Annotated in this window: 20 protein-coding genes and 1 pseudogene; 14 read left to right on the top strand and 7 right to left on the bottom strand. The window is 66.1% G+C overall.

Translation table 11 applies throughout. The annotated features are described in order from the left end of the window. The 3 genes from NL114_RS05500 to NL114_RS05490 all read right to left on the bottom strand — a co-directional run bounded on the left by NL114_RS05500 (nt 1) and on the right by NL114_RS05490 (nt 2,929). Nucleotides 1-1,428 (bottom strand): glycosyltransferase family 2 protein, encoded by a 1,428-nt coding sequence (locus NL114_RS05500; RefSeq protein WP_254823793.1) that lies wholly within the window; start codon nt 1,426-1,428, stop codon nt 1-3. Between the two features lie 82 nt (nt 1,429-1,510). Further along, on the bottom strand, nt 1,511-1,687 hold the full coding sequence (locus tag NL114_RS05495) for a DUF5786 family protein (protein ID WP_254823792.1): 177 nt from the start codon (nt 1,685-1,687) through the stop codon (nt 1,511-1,513). 63 nt (nt 1,688-1,750) lie between these two features. Then, nucleotides 1,751-2,929 carry a hypothetical protein gene (locus NL114_RS05490; protein WP_254823791.1) on the bottom strand — a complete coding sequence of 393 codons (1,179 nt, stop codon included), beginning with the start codon at nt 2,927-2,929 and terminating at the stop codon, nt 1,751-1,753. A 148-nt stretch (nt 2,930-3,077) separates the two neighbouring features. On the opposite strand from NL114_RS05490, the gene NL114_RS05485 reads away from it, so the two are divergent. After that, nucleotides 3,078-3,737, top strand: a complete 660-nt coding sequence (locus NL114_RS05485) for a helix-turn-helix domain-containing protein (RefSeq protein WP_254823790.1) — start codon at nt 3,078-3,080, stop codon at nt 3,735-3,737. Between the two features lie 26 nt (nt 3,738-3,763). On the opposite strand, the gene NL114_RS05480 is transcribed toward NL114_RS05485, so the two are convergent. Beyond that, nucleotides 3,764-4,306 (bottom strand): DUF7344 domain-containing protein, encoded by a 543-nt coding sequence (locus NL114_RS05480; protein ID WP_254823789.1) that lies wholly within the window; start codon nt 4,304-4,306, stop codon nt 3,764-3,766. Nucleotides 4,307-4,676: 370 nt separating this feature from the next. Here NL114_RS05480 and NL114_RS05475 point away from each other — a divergent pair, with 370 nt between their 5' ends. The 13 genes from NL114_RS05475 (at nt 4,677) to gdhB (ending at nt 23,545) form a co-directional block, all read left to right on the top strand. Beyond that, nucleotides 4,677-5,531 carry a SipW-dependent-type signal peptide-containing protein gene (locus NL114_RS05475; RefSeq protein WP_254823788.1) on the top strand — a complete coding sequence of 285 codons (855 nt, stop codon included), beginning with the start codon at nt 4,677-4,679 and terminating at the stop codon, nt 5,529-5,531. Between the two features lie 86 nt (nt 5,532-5,617). Beyond that, nucleotides 5,618-6,436 carry a SipW-dependent-type signal peptide-containing protein gene (locus tag NL114_RS05470; protein ID WP_254823787.1) on the top strand — a complete coding sequence of 273 codons (819 nt, stop codon included), beginning with the start codon at nt 5,618-5,620 and terminating at the stop codon, nt 6,434-6,436. Between the two features lie 81 nt (nt 6,437-6,517). Next, nucleotides 6,518-8,350, top strand: a complete 1,833-nt coding sequence (locus NL114_RS05465; RefSeq protein ID WP_254823786.1) for an NHL repeat-containing protein — start codon at nt 6,518-6,520, stop codon at nt 8,348-8,350. 102 nt (nt 8,351-8,452) lie between these two features. Then, complete coding sequence (locus tag NL114_RS05460) at nt 8,453-10,216, top strand: SipW-dependent-type signal peptide-containing protein (RefSeq protein WP_254823785.1); 1,764 nt, start codon at nt 8,453-8,455, stop codon at nt 10,214-10,216. A 359-nt stretch (nt 10,217-10,575) separates the two neighbouring features. Then, nucleotides 10,576-11,562 (top strand): hypothetical protein, encoded by a 987-nt coding sequence (locus NL114_RS05455; RefSeq protein ID WP_254823784.1) that lies wholly within the window; start codon nt 10,576-10,578, stop codon nt 11,560-11,562. Further along, a complete protein-coding gene (locus NL114_RS05450; protein WP_254823783.1) occupies nt 11,559-13,010 on the top strand; it encodes a signal peptidase I in 1,452 nt (483 codons plus the stop codon). Before NL114_RS05455 ends, NL114_RS05450 begins: the two co-directional genes overlap by 4 nt. Next, a complete protein-coding gene (locus tag NL114_RS05445; RefSeq protein WP_254823782.1) occupies nt 13,003-13,488 on the top strand; it encodes a SipW-dependent-type signal peptide-containing protein in 486 nt (161 codons plus the stop codon). Before NL114_RS05450 ends, NL114_RS05445 begins: the two co-directional genes overlap by 8 nt. A 463-nt stretch (nt 13,489-13,951) precedes the next feature. Beyond that, nucleotides 13,952-16,258: a phosphoenolpyruvate synthase gene (ppsA, locus tag NL114_RS05440; RefSeq protein WP_254823781.1), complete on the top strand. Its 2,307-nt coding sequence runs from the start codon at nt 13,952-13,954 to the stop codon at nt 16,256-16,258. A gap of 97 nt (nt 16,259-16,355) precedes the next feature. Beyond that, nucleotides 16,356-17,159 carry a DUF7537 family lipoprotein gene (locus NL114_RS05435; protein ID WP_254823780.1) on the top strand — a complete coding sequence of 268 codons (804 nt, stop codon included), beginning with the start codon at nt 16,356-16,358 and terminating at the stop codon, nt 17,157-17,159. A 168-nt stretch (nt 17,160-17,327) separates the two neighbouring features. Then, nucleotides 17,328-18,413, top strand: a complete 1,086-nt coding sequence (gene mfnA, locus NL114_RS05430) for a tyrosine decarboxylase MfnA (protein ID WP_254823779.1) — start codon at nt 17,328-17,330, stop codon at nt 18,411-18,413. 689 nt (nt 18,414-19,102) lie between these two features. After that, the gene (locus NL114_RS05425) at nt 19,103-21,985 is read left to right on the top strand and encodes a bacterio-opsin activator domain-containing protein (protein ID WP_254824680.1); all 2,883 of its coding nucleotides are present in this window, start codon (nt 19,103-19,105) and stop codon (nt 21,983-21,985) included. Between the two features lie 112 nt (nt 21,986-22,097). Further along, nucleotides 22,098-22,241: a rubrerythrin-like domain-containing protein gene (locus tag NL114_RS05420; protein ID WP_254823778.1), complete on the top strand. Its 144-nt coding sequence runs from the start codon at nt 22,098-22,100 to the stop codon at nt 22,239-22,241. A gap of 2 nt (nt 22,242-22,243) precedes the next feature. Further along, nucleotides 22,244-23,545, top strand: coding sequence for a glutamate dehydrogenase GdhB (gdhB, locus tag NL114_RS05415; protein WP_254823777.1), 1,302 nt, complete (start codon nt 22,244-22,246; stop codon nt 23,543-23,545). Between the two features lie 116 nt (nt 23,546-23,661). On the opposite strand, the pseudogene NL114_RS05410 reads toward gdhB, so the two are convergent. The 3 genes and pseudogenes from NL114_RS05410 to NL114_RS05400 form a co-directional block, all read right to left on the bottom strand. Beyond that, nucleotides 23,662-24,018 (bottom strand): annotated as a pseudogene (locus NL114_RS05410) (PIN domain-containing protein); the annotation flags it as partial. Further along, on the bottom strand, nt 24,019-24,249 hold the full coding sequence (locus tag NL114_RS05405) for an AbrB/MazE/SpoVT family DNA-binding domain-containing protein (RefSeq protein ID WP_254823775.1): 231 nt from the start codon (nt 24,247-24,249) through the stop codon (nt 24,019-24,021). A gap of 229 nt (nt 24,250-24,478) precedes the next feature. Beyond that, entirely contained in the window at nt 24,479-25,543 is a 1,065-nt protein-coding gene (locus NL114_RS05400; protein WP_254823774.1) for an aldo/keto reductase, read from the bottom strand. Nucleotides 25,544-25,712: the final 169 nt, after the last annotated feature.

The following is a 25,712-nucleotide window of genomic DNA, read 5'->3' as shown; positions in this document are numbered from 1 at the left end:
TCACTCCTTCTCGGTGGCCTGGAACTCCTCGGCCGGGCTCACCAGCCCGTACGCCGCGCCGAGCGAGTGCAGCGCCACGACGACGGGGTTGAGGAGGAAGACGGGTAGCGTCCGGAGCGACGGGCCCTCGTAGTAGCGCCAGCCACGCCACACCCAGACGAAGGTGAACAGGAGCATCGCGACCCCGAGTGCCCGGAGGGGGCCGACGCCGGGCACCGTCTCGGGCAGGAGCCCGGCGAACGCGACCAGGAACGGCGACAGCGGCGAGAACGCCCACGCCACGTTCCGGAGGACGTACAGCACGCGGTACGGGAGCGGGAGGAGGTCCTCTCGCGCCAGCGAGCCGGATATCCAGCGCCGGCGCTGGGCGACCATCTCCCCGAGCGACGGCGGTGCCTGGTTCCGGAACTTCGTGTCCAGCACCTCGTAGTCGTACCCCTGCTCGGTCGCGAGCCACGCGAAGACCGTGTCCTCGATGAGCGTCTCGTAGTTCCACGTCACGTCGTCCTCGACCGACTGCCGGACCGCGATGCCGCCGCCCCACGCGTACAGCGGGACCGAGAGGCGGGCGAACGCCCGCAGCTCCGTCTGGTAGCCCATCCGGAGCACCTCGGCCCAGTAGGTCACCAGCGAGCCGGTGTACATCGGCCACTCCTGGAACTGCGCGATGTCGGCGTCGGGCAGTCCCGGGAAGTCGGTGACGATGGTGTCCTCGTCGAGGAACAGGACCCACTCGCGGTCACAGGCCACGTTGCGCCGGGCCCACTCCAGCGCCCGGCCCTTGTCGGTCGCCTCGCACGCGAACCCGTCGGGGACGACGTGGACCGTCGCGCCGTCGACCTCGATGGGGTCCTCGGCGATGACGTGGCGGTCGTCGAGCCGCTCGGGGAGTGCATCGACCGTCGTCTGCACCACGTCCTCGGCGGCGATGGTGAGGATGCGGACCTGCACGTCCTCGGGGCCGTAGACGAGCGGCGGCGGGTCGTAGCGCCGGGCGACGAGCGCCTCGACCGACCAGATGCACGTCGCGATGGCGTAGATGCCGACGAACGCCCAGAGGCCGACGTAGACCGCCCAGAGCGCCCACCCCCGGAGCGGTGCCGGAAACGTGAGGATGCGGGCGTAGCCCAGCGCCAGGAGGATGCCGCCGGTCCCGAGGAGGACGAACAGCGACGCGAGCAGCCGGTCCGGGGAGAACGCGCCCCGGCGCTGGACGCTGACGGGGAACGCGTCGGCCCGGGCGGGGGTCGGGAGCCAGTCACGGAGGCGTTCGAGCGCCGTGCCGGGTGCGGCCGCGGCGACCCGCTGGGTGAGCCCACGATACCGGGGACGGTGGTCCTCCTCGTCTCCCACATCTCTCGCGTCCCCCGTGTCCCTCCCGTTCCCCGAAGCCCCGTCCGTCCGGTGCTCGCGCTCGTCGTCGGTCATCCCCGTTGCTGGGCGTCTTCCCCGTCGAAAAGCAAGCCGGCTCCGCCGAACAATACGCTGCTTCTTGAGTGCCGTTGCCGGTTCAGTCCTCTTTCATCTCCTGGAGTCGGTCCAGGAGCTCGTCGGTTCCGGCGTCGTTCTCGAAGCTGACCTCGCCATCGTGGTCGTGCTCGTGGACGTTGACGGCCTCGACGTCCTCGTCGTCGGTGGATTGCTGCTGATTCTCCTGCTCGGATTCATCGTAGCTGCCAAAGCCCATACACCCGATGCACGGGACAGGGACGGATAAGTCGCGGGGGTCCGTCCGATGCTCGTGACCGCTTCACAGCCCGGCGATGTCACCGAGCCCGTCGGTCACCGGGCCGACAGCGCCCAGCCCGTCCAGCGAGTCACCGACGGGGCCGAGCCGTGTGGTCATGATGCCCTCGAGGTCCGCGATGGTGGCCGTCCGCAGGGTCTCGTCCGGGAGCCCCGCGATGATCCGGAGCTCGCGCTCCAGCCGCTTCGGCATCGCCGCCTCGGCCACCGCGTCGGGCAGCGCCTCGTAGGAGAGCTGGTCCTGGCCCGGGACCGCGGGCGTCGGGTAGCCCGGGATCCCCGGCTCGCTCGGGCGGTGTCGCCGCGGCGGCGCACCCGAGGTGGCGCTGTGGGGCCCGTGCGGCGTCGGGTAGATCCAGGCGTGCATCATCGGCGGCGTGTAACAGGGCAGCGTGAGGTCCTCGGTCTCGCCGCTCGCGTAGTCGCCCTCGTGGACCTGCCGGTAGTACCACCACGCGAACCGCCCGGGCATACCCGAGTGGGAGTGCCAGGGGATGCAGGTGCCACACTCGTTCTCGTAGCCCCAGAGCTGGCGCACGGCCTGGATCTCCTCGTCCTCGTCGGCCCAGACGCGGTCGCCGTGCTTCGTCGCGATGTACATCGGCCCCAGCGGCCGCCAGTACTGGTTGTCCATGATGACCGATTCGGGCTTCGCGGGATCGGCGTCGACGGTGCCGTCGTCGATGAACTCGGGGTTGAGCCAGTGCGAGACCCCGCCGTTCACGCCCGGCAGGACGACGTCGAAGTAGGGGATGAACCCCTTCGCCAGCAGCGTCCCCACGTCGTCGAAGTTGGTCGTCAGCGAGTCGCGGGACTCCCGGATTATCTCCTTCGTCGGCTCCGGCCAGTCCGTACAGTCCGGCCACTCCTCCGCCGTACAGGTCTCGGGGTCGAGCCCGTGGCTCGCCGGGCAGGCGCTCGACCCGCCGTTGGAGTGGCTACTGGTGTGTCCGGGGCCGGTCGTCGCGTCCGGATGGTTCGGACAGAGCTGCTGCTGGAGCTGGTCCTGGCTCCCACCGTGGTGCCCCCCGCCCTTCTCGGCGTTGCTGTAGTAGCCCGGACAGTTCGAGGTGCCGTGGCCTTCCTCGGCAGCGCCACGCCCGGCGAGTGCGAGCCCGGCCGTGGCGGCTCCGGTCGATTTCAGTACGCGGCGCCGCGAGACGCTGGTTCGGTCCTGCGTCATGTCACCATTTCACGGGATGCACCCGGGGGAGTAGTTTCGGTCTCAGATGTGAGCCCCACATCACCCGCCGTCAGCACCCGGCTCGGTGGCCCGAGTTATGTCCGCCGGCGCCGCGGGTTTCTTGCGGGTGGCCGATGAGCGGCGGCGTATGAGGGCCATCCGGGTCCGTATCCAGCCCGAGCGGGGGTGGTTCGGCCCGTTCCATCGTGCCGCCACCGAGGCCGACGATATCTCCATCCGGGCCGTTCACGCCCTGCGACTCCTGGCCGACGGCTCCTCGGTGCTGCTGTACGAGTACACGGGCGACCGGGCGGTGGCCGAGCGGCTCGCGGCCGACCGCCTCGACGGGGCGGTGAGCTGGCAGGTGACCGAGCTGAGCGGCCGGCAGCTGATGTACGCCAACACGACCCCGAGCGCGATGACGGCTGCCATCCTCGGGGTCCTGGACGAGTGGACGGTCGTCGTCGACTGGCCCATCCGGCTCGTCGACGACCGCGAGGTCGTGCTGACGCTGGTGGGCGACGACGCCGAACTGCAGGGCGCTATCGACGCGGTGCCGGAGGGGGTCCGGGTACAGGTCGAACGGACGGGGGAGTACCGGCCGGGGCCCGACCGACTGCTCGCGCGGCTGACGCCACGGGAACACGAGACGCTCCAGGCCGCCGTCGAGCTCGGGTACTACCGGAACCCGCGCGAGGCGACCTACGAGGACGTGGCGGCCGCCGTCGACTGCGCGGCGGGGACCGTTGGCCACCACCTCCGGAACGCGGAGACGAAGGTGATGGGGGCGCTGCTCGGCGACGGGTGAGCGACCGACCAGCACCCCGACGGGCCCTACTCGTCCGGGAGGAGTGCCCGGAGGTAGAGCCAGCGGTTGACCCACAGCTGGCGGGCCGTCGAGAGCGCGAAAAGTGCGAGGAAGACGCTCGCGATGAACATCGGCTCGATCGACGACAGGAACGGCGTCCCCAGGCCGGCGGCGACAACGGTCATCAGCGCGAGCACGCCCAGCGAGCGGTAGTAGTCCGCCCACGTGATGCCGTACTCGTTGACGACCTCCATGTGGACGTACACGTGACGCGCCCCCTCCTCGAGCTGGACCGTCTTCCGGTCCCGGTCGTACTCGATGACACCCCGCTCGTCGAGTTTCGGGAGATGCGTCTGGTGCAACGAGTTGTAGACGCTCTGCCGGACCTTGCGTGGTGGCGGCGACTCGCCGGCCTCGCGCTCGGCGATCGCCTCCGAGAGGTTCCGCAGCGAGACCGACCCCAGTTTCGCCCGGAGTACCTCGACCGTCGCGCGACGCCGGTCGTTCCGGAGTATCTCGTGCACCTCACCCCTGTCGATGCCGTTGTTGTATGTCGGTAGTACCTTCATCGTCCCCCCTCCCTCGTTCTGACGCTGACACTGGTGACGCTGGATGCCGCCGTGGCAGTCCGTGAGTATCGGGTGCGTTGGACACAGTATAAATCATGAGGACGTTTCTGAATATTCTTTCAGACGCTCGGCTGCATCCGCGGTTCGCGGCGGAGGGGGGCTCTCCCCCGCGTGACGGGACGATTAACCGATGCTTTCAGCGCGCTCAACGACCGATTCGAGTCGGATAACGACCCGAATGGGATCTCGAATTTGGGGTTAGAGCCGCCGAACCACCCGTTTCTCTTCGAGGGTGCGCCATTAGCTTAGTGGATGGGGGGTAGTGGCTTGGGCAAGTCCGGGCGCCCCGACGGGCCCTGGACCCGAGACCATGACAGACGAACGCTATCAACTGACGCGGCGGAAGGCGCTCGCGGGGCTCGCCACGGTGGGAGCCGCGGGGGCGGGCGCTGGACTGGGCACGAGTGCCCTGTTCAGTGACACCGAATCGTTCAACAACAACTCGATCCAGGCGGGGACGACGAACCTGATCGTCCAGGCGAAAGTCGCTGCTCTGTCGCAGGGTCTGGAGAGTAGTGATGGGGATGTGATTATTGAGGATGCTGATGGGGAGGTCGACGGTGATGCCGGTGTTGGCATCGTAGCGACGGACATCAAGCCCGGCGACTCGTTCGTCGTCGGCTTCAACGTCATCGTCGAGGACAATCCGATGTACGTCGCCGCGAGGGCGGCGAACGTGAGTAACGATCCGGGCGACACTACCGAGCCGGAGGAATCCGAGGGCCAAGACAACGGTGAGCTCGGGGCGAACATCAACACCGTCCTCGGTTACGACGGCGCCGCCGACGGTAGTGATGCCAACAACTACACGTGGGACCAGTCTGGTGCCGTGGCGCCCAACAATCCCGAAGCCGGGACTGGCGGTGGCCCGACGTTGGACTCATTCCTCGGTAGTCTAGAGAACGACGGATTCCTCTATCAAGATCCCGACAGCGGAGAGCCGTCGACTAACGGTCAGGGACACGGGAATGGCAGCCCGACGGAACTCGGGAACGGCGACAACGTCACCCACTGGCAGTACTTCGAGGTGCCGATCGGCGTCGGCAACGAGATTCAGGACGATAGCATCTCCTGGAACGTCACCTGGTACGGGGAGCAGGTCCGGAACAACCCCGAGCCGGACGGGCCGAGTGATGTCGTCGACGGTAGCGTGAACTCGACGTAGAACCGGCACCTGAATACTCGACCCATGTCGGACATCTCGGCGGTTCGACTCCGCCGGTGGGTCCTCCCCGAACGGGGGTACCACAGATGGACGACCGAATCAAGTTAACACGGCGGAAGGCGCTCGCGGGGCTCGCCACGGTGGGAGCCGCAGGCTTGGGCGCCGGACTGGGGACGAGTGCCCTGTTCAGCGACACCGAATCGTTCGACAACAACTCCATCCAGGCGGGCCGGTTGAACATGCAGGTGACCGTCGACAACATCCTGCACAGTACCGCCATCGTGCGGGACAATACGGCCATCTCACCGAAGGACACCGCTGACGGGAACTCGGTGACGATCACCGTTTCGGACCTGAAACCGGGCGACTGGCTCATCCTGGAATGGGAGGCCGAGGTGTTCTTCAACCCGGGATACGTCCAGGTCACCTCGGTTGACGGGGATTACGCCAACCAAGAGGGGGCCACACCGGAGTCAGAGACCGACACGTCGAGCCCGGGCGACCTTGGTGACGCGCTTCTCTCGACGGTGTGGGGCGACTACCAGCCCTCCGGTCCGAGCCGCGCAGACCTCGACTACCTCGACCCGACCACCGACCTCAACGATACCGGGCTCACCGACTACGAGATCCCGGACACGAACGGCGTGACGGCGAGCGGTGCCCACTACACGACGATGAACGAGGCACACGACGTGTACAAGACAGGTGTCCTCCTTCGGGATCGCACCACGGGGGATCCGCTTGAGGTGGGGCCAGGTGGCGGAAAGGATCCGGCGAGTTTCTGGCAACTGCTGGAACTGCCGACGGGCGTCGGTAACGACGTTCAGGGCGACGTGCTCACCTTCACGCTTCGGTTCGACGCCGAGCAGGTGCGCAACAATCCAACCCCGTTCAGCGGAACCTGAACCCATGACGATGAACGACCCACGCGGGTGCACGATGGCGGTTCGACTCCGCCGGTGGGTCCTGCCCGGAGGGGGCGACACATGAGCGACCGACAGATAGACATCACACGGCGGAAGATACTCGGGGCGCTAGGGGCCGTCGGTGCCGCCGGTGCCGGTGCCGGAATGGGAACGAGTGCCCTGTTCGGCGACACTGAGTTGTTCGAACAGAATACCCTGGCTGCAGGGGAGCTTGACCTGAAAGTCGATTGGGAGGAGCACTACTCCTACCCGCAGTTGTACGGGTTCAGCGATCCGACCGATGGGCTCGATATCACCCGGTCAGAACCAGAGGACACGAGCGACTACGTCGGTCTGCCGGATCCCGACGACCCTGTTGTCTGGGTCCATGAGGACGACCTCGGTGCCTACATGTCGAATACAGCCATCGAGGCGTTCCCTGACCCCGACAACGACGGAGAGCAGGAGGTCGAAACGGGTTCGTTCACCTACGAACCTTGTAATGACGGTGCGGATTTGCCATCAGGGCTCGAAAGTCTCCACTCTGGGGGGTCGGGGAACCCGGTCCGGACGAACAACGACGACACGACCGACGATGCCGGCAACGCCGAGCCGCTGATCAAACTGGAGGACGTCAAGCCCGGCGACTTCGGCGAGTTCACGTTCAGTTTCCACCTCTGTGATAACCCCGGCTACGTGTGGCTCCAGGCGGCGAACTTCAACGAAGATGGGGGCGCGAATCCGGAATCGGAAGGGGCTAACGAGGCCAATCTCGCCGAGAACATCCGGACGGTGTGGTGGTACGACGCCAGGGGCGACAATATCCCGCCACGGACGGACTGTGAAGAGAAACTCTATCTGACCGATACCGACAGCGACTACAACAACAATCAGACGGTCCTGTTCGAGGTTGACCTATCAGGTGGCACTGCGGAACTGACCGAACTGCTCCCCGCAAAGGACAGCACAATTAACAACGGGAATTTCGACGAGACGGACGCCATCGCAGCCACACCCAACGGGAACGAAGTCGTCCTATTCGACAAGGAATCTGAGCACATCGGCGTCTACGATGTCGGGAATGAGTCGTTCACCGACAATGGAGCCACCAGTGGCACGGTACCGGGTGGTGTCGTGCTGGCCGGCTACTCCCCGTCAGGGACGCTTTGGGCGGCAAGCCAGGACGACAACAAACTCTACACCGTCGACCCGAACACTCCATCCTTCACCGAGGAAGGCGATACAGGCATCAACCTCAGCGGGGCCGATCTCGCGTTCGCGTCTGACGGAACGATGTACCTCTGGTCCGGCGACCCCACGGCGAATGGCCTCTACGAGGTGGTCGACCCGGCCAGCGATACAACTGCCGTCGCCGTCGGTAGTGTCGGTGACAAGGATACGAACGTCACCGGAATGGCGATTCGTAGCGGCGGAAACGGAAACATCGTCGTTTCCAACAAGCAAGATGACGAAATCAGGGTAGTCGACAGGACGAATGGAAATCTCGGCGCTAGTTTCCCGACCGAATTCGACGAGGACGATGATGGGACGTTAGAATCCTGGGACCTCACGTCCGGCGATATGACTGCCGGCATACTCTGTGGCGAGGTGTTCCGCCGCGGGAATCCCGAGATCGAGGGGTCCCCCGAAAACCTGAAAGACGATATCACGGCCCTCGAGTCGTCTCCAGTGCCCCTCGACGGTAATCGGGCCACCGGATTCGATGAGTTCAGTGGATCCGGTGACGATGCGGACCGCGAGTGCTTCCCGGCCGGCGTGACCCACTACATCGGGTTCGGCTGGTGGCTGCCGGCGGATGTCGGCAACGAGGTCCAGGGTGACTCCGTCTCGTTCGATCTCGGCTTCTACACCGAGCAGTGCGAGAACAACGACGGGAGCTACAGCGGACCCTGATACAGGCACGACGCGTCGTCGCCCCCTCGCAGTCTTCACCCACGCTGGTGCGTCACGGCGGTTCGACTCCGCCGGTGGGCCTCTCCCGACTGGGGGGTAATCATGACAGACCGGGACTTCGAACTCACGCGGCGGAAGGCACTCGCGGGGCTCGCCACGGTGGGAGCCGCGGGGGCGGGCGCTGGGCTGGGCACGAGCGCCCTGTTCAACGACACGGAATCGTTCCTGAACAACTCGGTTCAGGCGGGGACGCTCGACCTCGTGGTCGACTACTACACCAGCACGGACCAGGGGTCGTTCGGCACCAGCAGTCAGAGCGGCGAGGTCAACGGCGACGGGGCAACGGTGTACGACTACACCGTCTCCGACGTGAAGCCGGGCGATAGCGGAACGCTCGCGTTCTGTCCGAAGATCGTCACGAACCGGGGCTGGCTCTGGGTCGGCTCGGCCGGGGTGACCGACTACGAGAACGGACAGACCGAGCCGGAGGGCGGCGTCGACGCCACGCCCGGCGGCAGCATGAACGGGACGAACGACGGCGCGGACGCTGGCGATCTGAGCTGTGCGATGGACGTGACGGTCTCGTATGCCGAGAGCGCGAGTCTCGACGGCGATCAGGTGGAGTGCAGCAACACCCGGGAGCTGAACAACCCCGCCGACTACACGCTGGCCGACCTCTCGAAGGATCTGGAGACCGGCTTCCCGCTCGACGGGGACGAGCCGGGGAACGACGATGGGACGGTGACTCCGTATCCCGGCTCCAGCGGCGCCGACGACCAGCAGGGGCCGTGTCTCTGCATCGAGTGGGAGGTGCCGACGGACGTCGGCAACGAGATCCAGTCCGACGCCATCGAGTTCGGGTTCCAGTTCGTCGCCGAGCAAGCACGGAACAACCCCGACCCGGCCAACCCGTTCGTCGACGCGATAGTCACGTCAGGCTCTATTCAGGACGCCATCGACGCCGCATCGGCGGGCGACGTCATCATGGTCAAACCCGGGACGTACGCTGAGCAGGTGACGGTCGACGTGCCGGACCTCCTGCTGTTCTCGCGGGACCCGGCCGCGACGACCATCACCGACCAGGTCGTCGTGAGCGCGGACGGGGCGACCCTCTGTGGGTTCACCGTCTCGCCGCCGGCTCCGACATCTAACGGGACCGGCGAGGCGCTCCGGATCAGTGATTCACCCGACGGCGTATCGATCTACAACAATATCGTCGAGGATATCGATGGAAGCAACCTCCCCACGTGGGAGGGGATGGATGCCATCGTGGCATTCGGGGGAAGTGCAAGCGATCCCATCGAGAACCTCACGATCGCCAACAACACCGCCCGTCGTATCCAGGGGCGGAACACCCAGGGTGGGGCCGCGGGTATCAGCATCCAAGGTAACGTCGACGGTGCCACGGTGAAGAACAATACCGTCACGGAAATCGGTCAAGAGACCACGAGCTGGGCGTTCGGCACCGTGATTCGAGGCACAGGGAATCACTCCGTTCTCCCGCGGAACGTCGACATCGTCGACAACGACATCAGTTCGGTCTTGGCGAATCCAGGGACTTCCCCTCTCGGCGTCGGCTTCGGCGTCGAGGCGGACGGGACGAACTACCTCGTCCGGGACAACACCATCGACGACGTCAACATCGGCGCCGAGGTCAAGGAGGCCGCGACGGAGCTGACCTTCGTCGACAACAGCCTGAGTAACATCGACACCAGCGTCAGCGGGTTGGAGCTCTACTTCGGCGAGAAGGACGGGGACGCCGTCTCACCCGTCGCGTCGATCATCGCCGACAACACGTTCGACCAGGCGGTGGGCTCCGGCGGAGGCGACTACAGCTACGATCAGACCATCCAGCCAGCACCGTGAGCTAACCGACACTCACCCACACCGGTATCGGGGCCTGCACCGTCGCGGTGTAGCGCACCCGGCACGGCCTCGCCGTGTTGCGGCGGTTCGATTCCGCCGGTGGGCCTCGAACGAGGCACAACACATGACACACGAATCGGCTGGCGGACGATGCCCGGCGGGACCGCACCCGTCGAGCGCGCAGTACCCCTGCCGGAGCAACAGGTCCTCCATGCCGAGAGACGCCCAGAGGGTCGAGAGTCGGCTCGGGCGGCCGACCTGTCTTCTGGATTACTGTTCAGGGGGTTTATGATGTTTGTCATCGAATGGCATGATAGGGCCGAACGACTGGGGGGTCCGACGCTCGGAGGGGGGATGAGATGAGCAACGACGACGGCGACCGGGGAATCGCCCGCCGGAAGGTACTGGCAGCTGCGGCCGGCGCAGGCGGGCTCGGGGTCGTCGGCGGCGTCGGGAGCGCGGCGCTCCTTCGGGACGAGGAGTCACTCAACGGACTGTTCCAGAGCGGCTCGTTAGAGCTGGATGTCGCCTGGGACACCACCGACGGCGAGAACCTGACTGCAACGCTCGAGGCGGGCAACACGAGTGGGCAGGACCTTCTGGAGCTCTCGCTCCCGGGCTCTGCGAACAACCCGGCACACGTCTGGTTCCAGCCGACCTGCCCGCCCGAATCAGCCGCCGGGCTCGCCGACGCGCTGGAACTCTCCGTCCGCCACTCCGACGCACAGGGGACGCCAGGCGACCACGTCCTGGACGCCGACGGGATGGCCATCGACAGCCGGACCCTCCGTGACCTCGCCGAACAGCCGGGAACGAAGCTCCAGTTCGGCGACGACGGATGTCTGGACGCGGACACGACTCGATACCTCCTCGTCGGGTGGGAGTACACCGAGGACTCCGCGGAGTTCGACGAGACGGACTTCGACCTGGAGTTCTTCGCCGAGCAGTGTCGCAACAACGACGCGCCGACGAACCCGTACGAGCCGCTGTCGTGTCCCGTGTCGTCGGGGAAGGATATCAGCTGGGTCGCGTTCTGCGCGGCGGACGGAGAGGCCCTGACGGACGGCGACCTGACGTTCACCGTGAGCGGGGACACCCTCGACCTGACGAGCGCACCGTCGACGCTGGAGACCGTGGTGCTGAAGTACGGCCCCGAGATTCGGGTCTTCACCGATCCCGGAACGTCGGGCACCTTCACCACGGCGACGGGCGGGACGACCTACGACAAGAGCGGCAACTCGTTCCCCGACAGCGGCCGGAGCAACTCGGTGCCGTGTCCCGGCACGTGCGGGCTGAAGTACGAGGGAACGTTCCAGACGCCGGAATCGAAGGGGTGCGAAGAATGACAGACACCGAACTCGAACGTGACGGCGGCAACGACGTACTCGAATCAGTACCCTGGCGGCGGCTACTGTCGGTGGTGGGGACACTCCTCGTCGTCGCCCTCGTCCTGCCGTTCGTCGTCTACGCAGTGCCGGGCGTGGTCGGTGCCGACGCGAGCTACGTCGTGCTCTCGGGGAGCATGGAGCCGGCGATGAGTGCGGGCGATGTCATCGTCGCCGAGGCGGTACCACCGTCGACCATCTCGGCGGGCGACGTGGTGACCTTCGCGGCGGCGGGCGAGACACGGCCGACGACCCACCGGGTCATCGAGGTGGTCGAGACCGAACAGGGGCTCGCGTTCCGGACCGCGGGGGACGCGAACGAGGATCCCGACCCGGCACTGGTGACTGCCGACCAGGTCCGCGGCGTGGTGCCGACCGTCGGGGGCCACCTGTTCGTCATCCCGCTGGTCGGCTACGTCATCCAGTTCGCCGGGACCACCACGGGAATCCTCACGCTCCTCGTCGCGCCGCTGGTGTTGCTGGTACTCTCGGAGGCGTACGTGCTCGTACGGTCCAGCCGCGGCGGGGACGGCGCCAGCGGGGAGCCGGGCGACCCCGAACCGGGTGCGTCCACCGAGCCCGACCCCGTAGCGACGGCCGGAACCGCGGCGGCGACAGCCGACAGGGACGCCGAGCCCGCCGAAGCGGCGGACGAGGATGGCGGGTTCACGCTGACCCCGATGGACCTCCGGCTGACGGTCGGGGTCCTGTTCCTGTTCACGGCGTACGCCGCGTGGGTGGCCTACGCGACCCTGGAGGTCTGGGCCGTGACGGGGGCTACGACCGTCGGCGCGACGCTCGTCCTCGTCGGGGCGATGTACCTGTTCGGGGGCTCGCCGCCCGAGGACGGCACGCGGTCGGGCGCTGACGCTCCCGCGACCGTCCCCGCCACCGCCGCGAGGACATCGGAGCGTCGTCACAAGGCGGTCCACGACGGCGGGACCGACCGGGCTGCCGTCCGAGACGCCGGAACACCCTGGACGGGGAACGACGCCCCCGTCCTCGGAGAACCGCTCGGTGGGGCGGCACCCGGAGAAGCAGTCCCGGGGCGAGACAGCGCCGATGTGGTCGTGCCCCGGTCGCCGACCGGGACCGCCGAACCGGCAGTCGCCGAAGCGGAGTCGGCCCCTGCTCCGGCAACAGTCGTCACGTCCGACCAGCTGGAACCGGCCATCGTGCCTGTCGACCAGGCCACGCTATCGAGTACGGCCGCTGACGGGCCCGTCGATAGTGATGTGACAGCCGAGGCGGTGGAGACAGGCCGCGGTGGGCCCCAGCCCCCGTCAGAGAACCCGCTTATCACGGTCCCGTTCGTCCTGCTCTACTACATCGGGTATGCGGTCGTGGAGCCGACCCGATTCGTCTATCGGCGACTGTCTGCCGTTCGTGGGGGTGGTTCCGATGACTGACCGCCGAAGGGCCGTTCTGGTGGTCGTGCTGGTGTTCGGGCTGAGCATCGCTGGCGGACACACCTACGCCGCGTTCACCGATGAGGAGGAGGTATCGGTCACCATCGACGCGTCCGCGCTCGGTGGGTCCGGCGGCGGCAACAGCGGTAGTTCGGACGTCTCGGTGTTCGGTGAGGAGTCGGGCGGTAAGGGTTCCTCCATCACCGCTCCGACTCCGACTCCACCCCCGGAACCACCGGCGACCGAGACGGGCACCGTGACAGCCGACACCGAGATGAAGACCGGCACGGCTTCCACCCGGACCACCAGTACGCCCACCGACTCGCCGACCCCCACGGCCACCGACTCGCCGACCCCCACGGCCACCGACTCGCCGACCCCCACGGCCACCGACTCGCCGACCCCCACGGCCACCGACTCGTCGACACCGATGCCGGAGTCCCCCGACGGTGGCGAGCAGACCTCCGAATCGGGCTGATCGCCGGATGCTCCTCCGGATTCCCCATTCATCCATCGCTTCCCTCGTCCCGGGGATGGCCCCTGGAACGCACAAGCGCAACGTGCTGGTGTTACTCGTCTATCTCCTCGTGTCGTTCGTCGTGGTGTCCGCGGCAGGCGTTGGAATCCCCACGATGCTACGCTGAGTAGCCACGAGCACCGGCAGGACGGTCGCGTCGATGTCCCTGCTGCAGGGAGGCAGGCGGACGGCCCTCGGGAACAGGGGTCCGAACATCAAGGGTCGGCCGGGAGTGACCTTTGTTATCCGGGGCCTAGCGGTCGCGTCGACACCCCTGACCACGAGGGGTTACGGACAGCCCTCTCCGTCCAAAGATTTCCGGTGCTTCGGGCACCGAGCCGGCAATATTCGGCGCTCTCGACCGACCTCGGCCACCGGCGAGTAACGAAGCACCTATCACCGGGGCTGGCAAGATAACGACCAAATGGCTACACCGGATTCGGGTGCGAACGAGTTCGTCCTCTGGCTGGACGAGATCGGGTCCGACGACCTCGATCTGGTCGGCGGCAAGGGCGCCTCTCTCGGGGAGATGACCGCTGCCGGCCTCCCCGTCCCGCCGGGGTTCGTGGTGACCGCGGGCAGCTATCGCGAGTTCATCGAGTCCACGGATATCGACGAGGAACTGTTCGAGGCCGTCGACGTGGACGCGGAGGACTCGACCGCGCTCGCCGAGGCAGAGGCCCACGCCAAGGAGCTCATCCTCGAGACGGAGATGCCCGAGGAGATGCGCCAGGGCATCCTCGACGCCTACGCCGACCTCGACGACGGCGAAGCGTTCGTCGCGGTGCGGTCCTCGGCCACCGCCGAGGACCTCCCGGACGCCTCGTTCGCCGGCCAGCAGGAGACCTTCCTCAACATCACCGGCGAGGACCTCATCGACCGCGTGAAGCGGTGCTGGGCCTCCCTCTTCACGCAACGCGCCATCTACTACCGGCAGGAGCAGGGCTTCGCCCACGACAAGGTCGACATCGCGGTCGTCGTCCAGCGGATGGTCGACGCCGAGAAGTCCGGCGTCATGTTCACCAGCCACCCCTCGACCGGCGAGCCGAAGATCATCATCGAGGCCGCGTGGGGGCTCGGCGAGGCCGTCGTCTCGGGGTCGGTCTCCCCCGACAACTACGTCATCGACCGCGAGACGGGCGAGGTGCTCGACGCCACCATCGCGGACAAGAAGACGATGATGGAGAAGGACCCGGAGACGGGCTCGACCATCGAGCGCGAGGTTGACGAGGAGCTGCGCGAGGCGCAGGTCCTCGACGAGGACGAGATCGAGATGCTCATCGACATCGGCGAGCGCGCCGAGGACCACTACGACGACCCCCAGGACGTCGAGTGGGCCATCACGGAGGAGGGCGTGTTCATGCTCCAGTCCCGGCCCATCACGACCATCAGTGACGCGAGTGCCGGGGCGGGCGCGGACGCGGCCGTGAGCGACGGCAGCGGGAACGGCGAGGACGACGACGTCCTGCTGAAGGGGCTGGGCGCCTCGCCCGGTATCGTGAGCGGCGCGGCCCGCGTCGTCCGCAAGCTCGATGGGCTCGACAAGGTCGGCGAGGGCGACATCATCGTCACCGAGATGACCACCCCGGACATGGTGCCCGCGATGAAGCGCGCCGCCGGCATCGTCACCGACGAGGGGGGGATGACCTCCCACGCCGCCATCGTCTCGCGCGAGCTCGGCGTCCCCGCCGTGGTCGGCACCGGTACCGGCTCGGAGGTGCTGGGTGACGGCCAGCTCATCACCATCGACGGAGACAAGGGGACCGTCACGGAGGGGAGCACCGACGAGGAGACCACCAAGGAGGACCGGCTGGAGGAGGTCCGCCCGCAGAACCCCGTCAAGCCGATGACCGCGACGGAGGTCAAGGTGAACGTCTCCATCCCGGAAGCGGCCGAGCGCGCGGCCCAGACCGGCGCCGACGGGGTCGGCCTGCTCCGGATGGAGCACATGATCCTCTCGACCAACGAGACGCCCGAGCACTACATCGAGAACCACGGCGAGGACGCCTACATCGACGAGATAATCAACGGCGTGCGCGGCGTCGCCGACGAGTTCTACCCGCGACCGGTCCGTGTCCGCACGCTGGACGCCCCGACCGACGAGTTCCGCCAGCTGGAGGGCGGCGAGGACGAGCCCCACGAGCACAACCCGATGCTCGGGTATCGGGGCATCCGGCGCTCGCTCGACCGGCCGGACGTGTTCGCCCACGAGCTGGAGGCGTTCCGCCGGCTCTGGGAGATGGGCTACGACAACGTCGAGCTGATGCTGCCCCTGGTCAACGACGCCGAGGACGTGCTCCGGGCCCGGAACCTGATGGAGGAGGCCGGCATCGACTGGGAGAAGCGCAACTGGGGCGTGATGATCGAGACGCCTGCCGCCGCGCTCTCGGTGGAGTCGATGGTCGAGCACGGCATCGACTTCGCCTCCTTCGGGACGAACGACCTGACCCAGTACACGCTCGCCGTTGACCGGAACAACGGCAACGTCGCCGATCGGTTCGACGAGCTCCACCCCGCCGTCCTCGAGCTCATCGCGGAGGTCATCGAGACCTGCCGCGAGCACGACGTGGCGACCTCCATCTGCGGGCAGGCCGGCTCGAAGCCGGAGATGGCGCGTTTCCTCGTCAACGAGGGGGTCTCCTCCATCTCGGCCAACATCGACGCCGTCCGTGATGTCCAGCACGAGGTCAAGCGCGTCGAGCAGAAGCTCCTGCTCGACTCCGTGCGCTAGGCGGCGCGGATTCTCCCCGTTCGCGCGACCTATCGGGCGGACAGAACGCCCACCACGAGTCACGAGGCTTTTACCGCGCCATCGCCGACCGGGAGCCATGCAACGGTCCCCGCTTGCGGCGGTGGCGCTCGCCGTCCTCCTGATGACGGCCGGTTGTAGCGGCGTGTTCGGCGGTGACGGCACCCCCTCGTCAGCCGAGCCGACGCCGGTCGACGGCGACGCGGCGAACACGGTGCCCGGCGTCGAGAACGGTCAGGTGACGAACGCGACGGCGTTGCTGGCGGCTCACGAGCGGGGCCTGGTGGCTGCGGGCTTCGAGAACCGGCTCCAGCTGAATGCGACCGTCGCGTACCGGGGTGAAGCGGTGAAATCGGCCCGGGAGAAACAGGTCATCACCGAGCCCGGGGCGAGCGCGTACCGCTTCCGGGTGGTCAATCAGCAAGGTGGTGGCGATGTCCGGTTCGACCACTGGGGCAACGAGACCGTCTGGGTCTCCCGGGGATTGCTCGGGGACCGGACGACCTACCAGGTTCGTGACCGACGGGCCGGCACGAGCGGGCTCACCGTCAGTGGCGTCATGGCCAACTACATCAACGGCTCGGAGGCGACCGTCACGAACGTCAGCGAGCGCGACGGCCAGACACTGGTCACCTTCGAGACGACCACGCCGCCGACGGACCCCGACGCCCTCCCCGACAACGCGACGAACGTCCGCGACTACCGGCTCCGGTTCGTGGCCGACTCGCAGGGGCGGATCCACGCGCTGGTCGCCCGGGGAACGTACGACATCCAGGGTGAATCCAGCAGCTTCTCCGTCGGCTACCGGACCGTCGGGCTCGGTGACCGGTCCGTGACCCAGCCCGACTGGGCGAGCCAGGCCCTGCAGAACGGGAGTGCGTGAAATCCATCCACTCGTTACGCTGACACCCCGGCGTGTCCATCGCGGGCCACTCCTCGGCAGCGATGGCTCCGTCCGGACCCGCGAGTGAACCACGCCAGCGGGGTTGTATACCCCCCGCCAGTCCGTGGCGCAATACCTAAGAGAACGCCTCCACTGGTAGGTGTCTAGATGCAGCGGGTCGAACAGGATCCACAGGACTTCGGGCAAGTTCTCTCGTCGATGTGTACGGAGCCGCACCCGGCTGCGCGGGACGCGGCCGAGCGGTTCCTCGCGACCAACCCGGGAGACCCGGGGACGTACGAGACCGTCGCCAAGCTGGAACGCCGCGCGGTGGACCTGCTCGGGGAGATCGTCGGCCTGCCCGATGTCGCGGGCTACGTCGCCTCCGGCGGCACCGAGGCCAACATCCAGGCGGTCCGCATCGCGCGCAACCGCTTCGAGACCGACACCCGCAACCCCAACGTCGTCGCCCCCCAGCACGCGCACTTCTCGTTCTGGAAGGCCGCCGACGTGCTCGGCGTCGAGTTGCGGACGGCGCCGCTGTCGAACTACACGGCCAACCTCGAGGCCATCAAGCAACAGGTCGACGAGGACACCATCGCTGTCGTCGGCGTCGCCGGCTCCACCGAGTACGGCCGCGTCGACGATATTCCGGCACTGGCCGACATCGCGGCCGACGTGGGCGCACTGTGTCACGTCGACGCCGCGTGGGGCGGCTTCGTCCTGCCGTTCACCAGCCACGACTGGAACTTCGCCTCCGCCGACGTGGACACGATGACCATCGACCCGCACAAGATGGGTCAGGCCGCCGTGCCAGCGGGGGGGCTGCTCGCACGGGGCCCCGAGTTCCTCGACGAACTCGCCATCGACACGCCCTACCTCGAATCGACCTCGCAGGTGACGCTCACCGGGACCCGCTCGGGCGCGGGCGTCGCCTCCGCCGTCGCGGCGATGGAGACGCTGTGGCCCGACGGCTACCGCGAGCAGTACTACGAGTCCCAGGCCAACGCCGAGTGGCTCGCGAAGAAGCTCCGCACCCGGGGCTGCGAGGTGGTGCCGCCCGTCCTCCCCATCGTCGCGGCGGACATGCCCGACCGCCTCATCGACACGCTGCGCGACCGTGGCTGGCGGCTCTCGCGTACCGGCACCGACGAGGCCCGGGTCGTGATGATGCCCCACGTCGACCGCTCGATGCTCCGGGAGTTCGTCAGCGATATCGACGACATCTTCGCCGAGTTCGATATCGGGCGGTAAGTGGACGTTCGAAACGACACGTTTCGACGGTTCTCCGGAACAGCCAGGTCGGCAGCCGTGTCCGGCACAGGATACATCTGGCCGAGCCAGTGGAGCGGGTGACCGTATCGAGGTGTTCTACCGACGCTCTGTTACCGCGTGCTGACTACGGAGCGTGAATCCAGCAGGGCATTCGGGTCGTTGACATCCTCCTCCGCGTGAACGCGGAGGAATTCATCACTGCAAATGGGTCGCCAGACGATACCGCGAGCGGATCTTGGCCCATTCACTCGCACTACGGCAAGCCCGTCGTTGAGTCCTGCGAGCGCCGATATCGGCTCGACAGGCCAGCCGGAGAGACTGCAGATCCCCCGGTTACCGAACACGGTTGATCCATACGCGCTGTCGGTTCACCAGTTGACGAGATCCGGAGCCGAATACTGTCGATCCGAGTCTGGGGCACAGGTGGGTCCATCGAACAACGTGCAACTTGGTTCTGAATCGAGCGGTTCGTCTCGACCACGATCGATGCGTATCGCATCACCAGAGCCGATACGCATCGCTCAGACAGTCCGATAGCAAACTGATTTGTTCCTCTGGGGTTCGTTATCTAACCAGAACATGCTCGGAGCTCACTCCCCGGCTCGGCGAAAGTGGTTCCCTTCGCCAAGCGGCAGCGTGCCCGATTCCAGTCAGCGGGGCAGCTCGGAATCGTGAACTCGTCCTCGATCCTCGATACTGCCAGTACAGTTCTCGTCGGCACAGCCAAGTGGACCGAGCAGCTCGAAAGGACACTCGAAACCAACACCGAGACCACCGTACGAACGGAGCGAACCGGCACCGCAGCACTCGACCTGGTCCGTAACGGAGGACCCGACTGCATCGTCGCCGACTACTCGCTTCAGGGGATGACAGGAATCGAGCTACTCGAAAACATCCGGGACGAAACGACCAGACTCCCGGTCGTGATGGTGACGGCCGAGGGGGACGAGACCGTCGCCAGTGAAGCCATCGGTGCAGGTGTCACCGACTATATCCCACTCTCGGATCCGGACGACGGGCGGCCCGACGAGCTGCTATCCCGTCTGGAACGCGCCCTCAGAGAAGCCCGACGGTCGATAGCCGAGCGAGACCGGGCCCGGCAGTTCGACGCCACCTTCGACGATTCGGACACCGCAACCTGGGTCCTCGATCCGGACGGCTCACTCACACGGGTTAACCGAGCCGCTCGCGAGATGATAGATGCCAGCGTAGACTCGATCATCGGGCGGCCGTTCTGGGCACTCCCGTGGTGGTCCCAGGCGGATACGGCTGTGGAGGACATCCAGCAACTCGTCGAGAAGGCGGCCACTGGTGCCTTCGGAAACGCGGTCGTCTCACAGCCGACGCAAGGAGAGCAACCCCGGATGCTGGACCTCTCGCTTCGTCCCGTCGAGAACGAGTATGGGGACCTCCGCTCGATCATCGTCGAGGGTGTCGATATCACCGACCGTGTCGCCCTGGAACGTGATCTCCGCCGTTCCGAGAAACTGCACCGGGTCACGCTGAACAATATGACCGACACAGTGTTGATCACCAACGAGGACGGTGAGTACACGTACGTCTGCCCCAACGTCCACTTCATCTTCGGCTACTCGGCCGAGGAGATCCACGAACTCGGGACGATCGACGAACTCCTCGGCGAGGACCTGTTCAACCGTGAGGAGCTCGCCGAGAAGGGAGTGCTGAAGAATATCGAATGTACGGCGACAGACAAGGTCGGGCGTGAACACACGCTCCTGGTCAACGTTCGTGAGGTCTCGATCCAGGATGGGACACTCCTCTTCAGCTGTCGTGACATCACGAAACGCAAACAACGTGAGGAGGCACTGGCGACGCTACACGAGACCGCCCGTGACTTCCTCTACGCCGAAACCCACCGGGCGATCGCGCAGCACGTCGTCGATGACACTCCCGGTGTTCTGGATCTCGAAGCCAGCGCCGTCTACCTCTTCGACGCCGACGCCAACGAACTCCAGCCCGTCGCGCGTTCGCCGGCGATGAAAGCGTTGAATGGACCGCTCCCCACGGTTCACACCGACGGCGAGACCCATCCGGGGCACAGTTTCGTCGAGAACGAGGCTCTGTTCTTCGACGACATCCACGACACTGACCGACTGGAGAACCGTGCGACAGATCTCCGGGGGACCGCGTACATCCCACTCGGTAACCACGGCGTGTTCGTCGCTGGGTCGGACCGGATCGGGGCCTTCGACGAGGTTACCCGTGAACTCGCCGACCTGCTCGCTGCGACCGCCGAGGCGGCGCTCGATCGCGTAACGCGAGAGTCCCGGCTTCGAGAACAGGATCGGAGGCTCCAGCAGCAAAACGACCGACTCACCGCGCTCAACCGGATTAACGAGACGATTCGAGAGATCGACCAGGCACTCGTCCAGGCCGAAACCCGCGAAGAGATCACCAGCGCCGTCTGCGAGTTACTGACGGCGGACGACCGCTTCGAGTTCGCCTGGATCGGGACCGTGGATCCGACGACCGAGTCGGTCGAGCCACACGCCTGGGCAGGTAGCGAGCAGGGATATCTGGACAGCCAGTCGGTTCCGGTCGCCGAGTCGGACGCGGAGCCAGCGGGCCGAACGGCTGCGACTGGTGACGTAACGATGGTGGGGAACGTCGCAGATCGGCTCCACGACGAGCCCTGGCGGAAGGAAGCACTCTCCCGGGACTACCTCTCGATACTGAGTATCCCCCTCGTGTACAACGACCTCACGTATGGTATCTTGACGGTCTATGCACCAACACAGGACGCGTTCGGCGAAACGGCGAAAGCGGTACTTGCCGAGCTCGGTGAAACCACGGCCTCCGCACTGAGTGCGATCGAACGGAAGAACGCCCTGCTCACCACATCGATCAGTCGTGTCGAATTCACGGTCGAAGACTCTTCGTTCGTCCTCTCACGGCTGGCCGAGGAGGCGTCCTGTACGGTGTCCTACCGGGGTGGTGTCCAGCAATCCACCGAGGGGAACGCCGTGTTCGTGACCGTCGAAGGTGCCCCCCTGGCCACCGTCGTCGCTACTGCAGCCGACCTCGTCGCAGTCGAGGATGTCAAGCGGATCACAACGGATGACGACGGGGGCGTGATCCGACTCCAGTTCACGCGGCCGTTCCTCGCTCTGGAGTTAGCTGATCACGGTGCGATCTTGCGAGAGGCCACCACTGATTCGCATGAGACGGCCCTCGTAATCGACATCCCGGACAGTATCGATGTGCGGACGATTACCCGACTGGTTCGCGAATCGTTCCCCGAGGTCGACCTCCGGTCGAAGCAGACCCTGGACCAGACCGAAGAGCACGACCTCTACTCGAAGATCATCGGCGAGCTGACCGACCGGCAGCTCGAGGTGATCCAGATGGCGTACTACAGTGGCTATTTCGAGTCACCGCGTGCACGGACGGGAGAGGATGTCGCCGAAACACTGGGGATCTCTCCGACGGCATTCTACCAGCATGTCCGAACGGTCCAGCGGAAACTGTTCGCGACCCTTTTCGACGAGAGCGGCTACCTGACCGCTACCGTTCTCCAAGGGGTTGAATAACGAACCCACCTCTGCAACTGATGTTTGGTATTGAACTGCCGGATACTGGGGTCCGGCGTGGATAGACCGGACTGGAGTGCCCCGATACCCCGGCGGCACTCGTGATTACCTGATGAGAGATGTTGAGTACGAGTCGGGGGAGGAATCGGCGTATGAATGTTTCGACTGTGGCAACATCACCCTCGCGGAGCTCAAGCCCAGCACGTGTCCCGATTGTGGCGGCCAGATGCGAAACCGAAGAATGCCGCTCGAGTAACGATGGCATCGACAGACGACACTACCCACCGAACGACGGACGACGAGACCGAGGGGTCGCCCGATCCGGGATCGGCGCTCAAGACGGCCCGCAGGCAACTCCGCCGAGCTGCCGATCACCTCGATATCGACCCGAACGTCCTCGAACGGCTGAAGCATCCGAAGAAAGTCCACGAGGTGACGGTTCCAGTTGAACGGGACGACGGAACGGTCGAGGTGTTCACGGGCTACCGGGCGCAGCACGACAGCGTCAGGGGGCCGTACAAGGGAGGCCTCCGCTACCATCCGGCTGTCAGCAGAGACGAGAGTGTCGGCCTCGCCATGTGGATGACCTGGAAGTGTGCGGTGATGGACTTGCCCTTCGGGGGCGCGAAGGGAGGTGTGGCGGTCAACCCGAAGGAGTTGAGTTCGGACGAGAAACAGCGACTCACCCGCCGGTTCACCCAGGAGATCCGGTCCGTCATCGGGCCGAAACAGGATATCCCGGCCCCGGACATGGGGACGGACCCACAGACGATGGCGTGGCTGATGGACGCCTACTCGATGCAGGAAGGAGAGACGATACCGGGCGTCGTCACCGGCAAACCCCCCGTCGTCGGAGGAAGCAAGGGACGCGAGAAGGCCCCCGGTCGAAGCGTCGCCATCGCCACGAAACTCGCCTGTGGCTATTACGACCGCGACCTGTCAGAGACGACCGTTGCGGTCCAGGGGTACGGAAGCGTTGGTGCGAACGCGGCCCGTCTGCTGGACCGGTGGGGAGCCACGATCGTCTCTATCAGCGACGTGAACGGCGCGATGTACGACCCGGCGGGGATCGACACCGCCTCGGTGCCCTCACACGATGAGGAACCGGAAGCCGTCACAACGTACGCCGATGACGTGATCTCGAACGAGGAGCTGCTCACGCTGGACGTGGACGTTCTCGTCCCCGCCGCTCTTGGTAACGTGATTACGAGAGCAAACGTAGACTCGGTGGCGGCCGACCTGATCATCGAAGGGGCGAACGGCCCGACGACGTTTGCGGCCGATTCAGCCCTCGAAGAGCGTGATATCGCCGTTATCCCCGACATCTTGGCCAACGCCGGCGGTGTTACCGTGAGCTATTTCGAGTGGCTTCAGGACATCAATCGCAGAGCGTGGTCACTCGAACGGGTCAATCAGGAACTCGAAGCCGAGATGAACTCCGCTTGGGATGCGATTCAGGCCGAATACGACAGGCGTGACGTGACATGGCGAGACGCGGCCTACATCGTCGCGCTCTCCAGAATCGCCGAAGGACACGAGGCACGCGGCCTGTGGCCATAGCTACAGTCTGTTTCACTCGCTGGTGACGACTCGCGTTCTGTATGCAGCACCGTTCTCCAGAGATAGCCGTCAGATGACATTCTCCCCTCGGTGCCCGCCTCACCCTCCCCCGTCTGTTTCAGGTCGAGACGGGGGGCGAACGACTCGTAGGCCTCGTCGCTCGAGACGATGGTGTCGCCGTCGGACTCGACGAGATGCAGCGCGTCGAAGGGGGTGAACCCGTGATTCTCGACGTAGGTCGCGGCGGCGACGACCGTGTCCACGTCACCGCGCACCTCCAGCAGGGCGGCCGCGTTGGTGACCACCCGATCGGTGTCGAGTCCCTCGCAGTAGGCGACCATGAGCAACTCGACGAGCGTGAACTGGGAGGTCCAGAGGTCGTCTCGGTGGTCGCGATACACCGTCTCGGCTGCGTCCCCGAACCAGTCCTCGTCCTTGATGAGTGCCAGCAGGAAGTCCGTCTCCGCGTACATTCAGCGCCCGGCCCCCTCCAGTGCGCCCTCGCGAGCGTCCGCCCGGAGTTCCTCGGCCGTCTTCTCGACGTCCGCGAACTCCGACCGGAGCGCATCCAGCGGATCGTCTTCGATCGGAATCAGCTTGATACCGTCGTGAAGCTGGACGATGCGGTAGTGGTCACCGTACCGCTCTCGGACCTCTTTCGGGAGCGTAAGACGGCCCCGACCGTCCAGCGTCGCCTCGGACATACACTGTGGTATGGTGGGTAGAGTCAAAAATTTCCCCCGCAGATTCTCGGTCTCCCACGAACCGTCCGTTCACCTGCTCGCACCGGGACCCGAACCACCCAGCAGTGGGACGTGAACGTGGCGCAGGTGGGTTGCAGATATGAGTTCAGTTCGGAATACGTCTGTGTATCCTCGTCTATGGCAGGTACGAACTCATCTATAACTCTATTCTCGGGTTTCTCGAACTGTTTCAGTCTCCCGCGGCGCTCGACAGTACGCCCGCGTCCCGCAGGTCGTCGCCGCCGACGCTCGTCCGCAGGTCCTCGGCGGCCATCCCGTCGTCCTGCGTGGCACCGAAGTTCTCGGCGTACAGCTTCTCGACGCGCTCCAGCTCCTCGGCGTCGAGTGCGGGCGTATCGGGCGCGGCGGCCCACTCGTCGATGTCGGCCTCGGTGCGGAACGTCGGCGTGACGCTCGCCATCTCGTCGAACGAGAGGAGCCACTGGATGGCGGCCTGCCCGAGCGTTCGTGCCCCATCGCGCTCGAGGAACCGGATGTTCTCGACCTTCTCCCAGCCGGCCTCGTACCACTCGGTGGGTCGGTGGCCGCGGTGGTCGCCCTCCTCCAGTTCCGTCTCCGGGGTCACCTGCTCGTTGAGCAGGCCCGAGGAGTGCGGGACGCGGGCCATCACGCTCGTGTCGGCGTTCTCGGCGCGGATGGTCTCGATGAAGTGCCGACCCGGCGTCTGCTCGAACATGTTGAAGACGGTCTGAACCACGTCGAACTCGTGGGCGACGGCAGCGTCCCCCTCGGCGAGCCAGCCGATGGAGGGGCCGAGCGCCCACCCCACCGCGTCGACGCGGCCCTGCTCGCGCTGCTGGTCGAGCCACTCCAGCACGTCTGCGTCGACCTCGTCGGCGTTGGGGTTGTGGAGCTGGAGCAGTTCGACGTGGTCCGTACCCAGGCGGTCGAGGCTCTTCTCGAAGGCCTCGTCGAGGTACTCGACGTCCAGTTCCTTCGGGAGCTCGCCGTGGCCGGCCTGGGGGTTGTTGTAGAAGTCGTAACCGACCTTCGTGCCGAGGACGACCTCGTCGCGGTGCTCGGCGAGCGCGCGCCCGAGCAGCCGCTCGGAGTCGCCGTGACCGTACACGTCGCTCGTGTCGAAGTAGGTGATACCCCGGTCCAGCGCGTGCTGGACCATCTCGACGGCCTGCTCCTCGGTGCGGTCGCCCCACCAGTCCGTGCCGACGACCCACGCGCCGAAGCCGACTTCGCTGACCTCGACCCCGGAGTTGCCGAGTTCTCGATGGTTCATACGCCCTGTTCGGGTGCGGTCGCACTTAGCGGATGCGGTCAGTTCCCGCCCCGTGGGGACGGTGGAGTCGCGCCGTCGGGACGGTGGGATGGCACCGTGGGGATGGCATAGCGCCGTTGGATGGCGGGGTTGCATCGTGGGGATGGCATAGCGCCGTTGGATGGCGGGG

It is taken from the genome of Haloglomus halophilum, assembly GCF_024298885.1.
In the GTDB taxonomy this organism is placed as follows: Archaea; Halobacteriota; Halobacteria; order Halobacteriales; family Haloarculaceae; genus Haloglomus; species Haloglomus halophilum.
The sequence above is the reverse complement of the archived record's forward strand: the minus strand, read 5'-3'. Positions and strand labels throughout refer to the sequence as shown.

Coding starts and splice junctions, on each gene's coding strand:
- NL114_RS05500 (WP_254823793.1), bottom strand. CDS start 1,428: ATGACCGACGACGAGCGCGAGCACCGGACGGACGGGGCTTCGGGGAAC.
- NL114_RS05495 (WP_254823792.1), bottom strand. CDS start 1,687: ATGGGCTTTGGCAGCTACGATGAATCCGAGCAGGAGAATCAGCAGCAA.
- NL114_RS05490 (WP_254823791.1), bottom strand. CDS start 2,929: ATGACGCAGGACCGAACCAGCGTCTCGCGGCGCCGCGTACTGAAATCG.
- NL114_RS05485 (WP_254823790.1), top strand. CDS start 3,078: ATGAGGGCCATCCGGGTCCGTATCCAGCCCGAGCGGGGGTGGTTCGGC.
- NL114_RS05480 (WP_254823789.1), bottom strand. CDS start 4,306: ATGAAGGTACTACCGACATACAACAACGGCATCGACAGGGGTGAGGTG.
- NL114_RS05475 (WP_254823788.1), top strand. CDS start 4,677: ATGACAGACGAACGCTATCAACTGACGCGGCGGAAGGCGCTCGCGGGG.
- NL114_RS05470 (WP_254823787.1), top strand. CDS start 5,618: ATGGACGACCGAATCAAGTTAACACGGCGGAAGGCGCTCGCGGGGCTC.
- NL114_RS05465 (WP_254823786.1), top strand. CDS start 6,518: ATGAGCGACCGACAGATAGACATCACACGGCGGAAGATACTCGGGGCG.
- NL114_RS05460 (WP_254823785.1), top strand. CDS start 8,453: ATGACAGACCGGGACTTCGAACTCACGCGGCGGAAGGCACTCGCGGGG.
- NL114_RS05455 (WP_254823784.1), top strand. CDS start 10,576: ATGAGCAACGACGACGGCGACCGGGGAATCGCCCGCCGGAAGGTACTG.
- NL114_RS05450 (WP_254823783.1), top strand. CDS start 11,559: ATGACAGACACCGAACTCGAACGTGACGGCGGCAACGACGTACTCGAA.
- NL114_RS05445 (WP_254823782.1), top strand. CDS start 13,003: ATGACTGACCGCCGAAGGGCCGTTCTGGTGGTCGTGCTGGTGTTCGGG.
- ppsA (WP_254823781.1), top strand. CDS start 13,952: ATGGCTACACCGGATTCGGGTGCGAACGAGTTCGTCCTCTGGCTGGAC.
- NL114_RS05435 (WP_254823780.1), top strand. CDS start 16,356: ATGCAACGGTCCCCGCTTGCGGCGGTGGCGCTCGCCGTCCTCCTGATG.
- mfnA (WP_254823779.1), top strand. CDS start 17,328: ATGCAGCGGGTCGAACAGGATCCACAGGACTTCGGGCAAGTTCTCTCG.
- NL114_RS05420 (WP_254823778.1), top strand. CDS start 22,098: ATGAGAGATGTTGAGTACGAGTCGGGGGAGGAATCGGCGTATGAATGT.
- gdhB (WP_254823777.1), top strand. CDS start 22,244: ATGGCATCGACAGACGACACTACCCACCGAACGACGGACGACGAGACC.
- NL114_RS05405 (WP_254823775.1), bottom strand. CDS start 24,249: ATGTCCGAGGCGACGCTGGACGGTCGGGGCCGTCTTACGCTCCCGAAA.
- NL114_RS05400 (WP_254823774.1), bottom strand. CDS start 25,543: ATGAACCATCGAGAACTCGGCAACTCCGGGGTCGAGGTCAGCGAAGTC.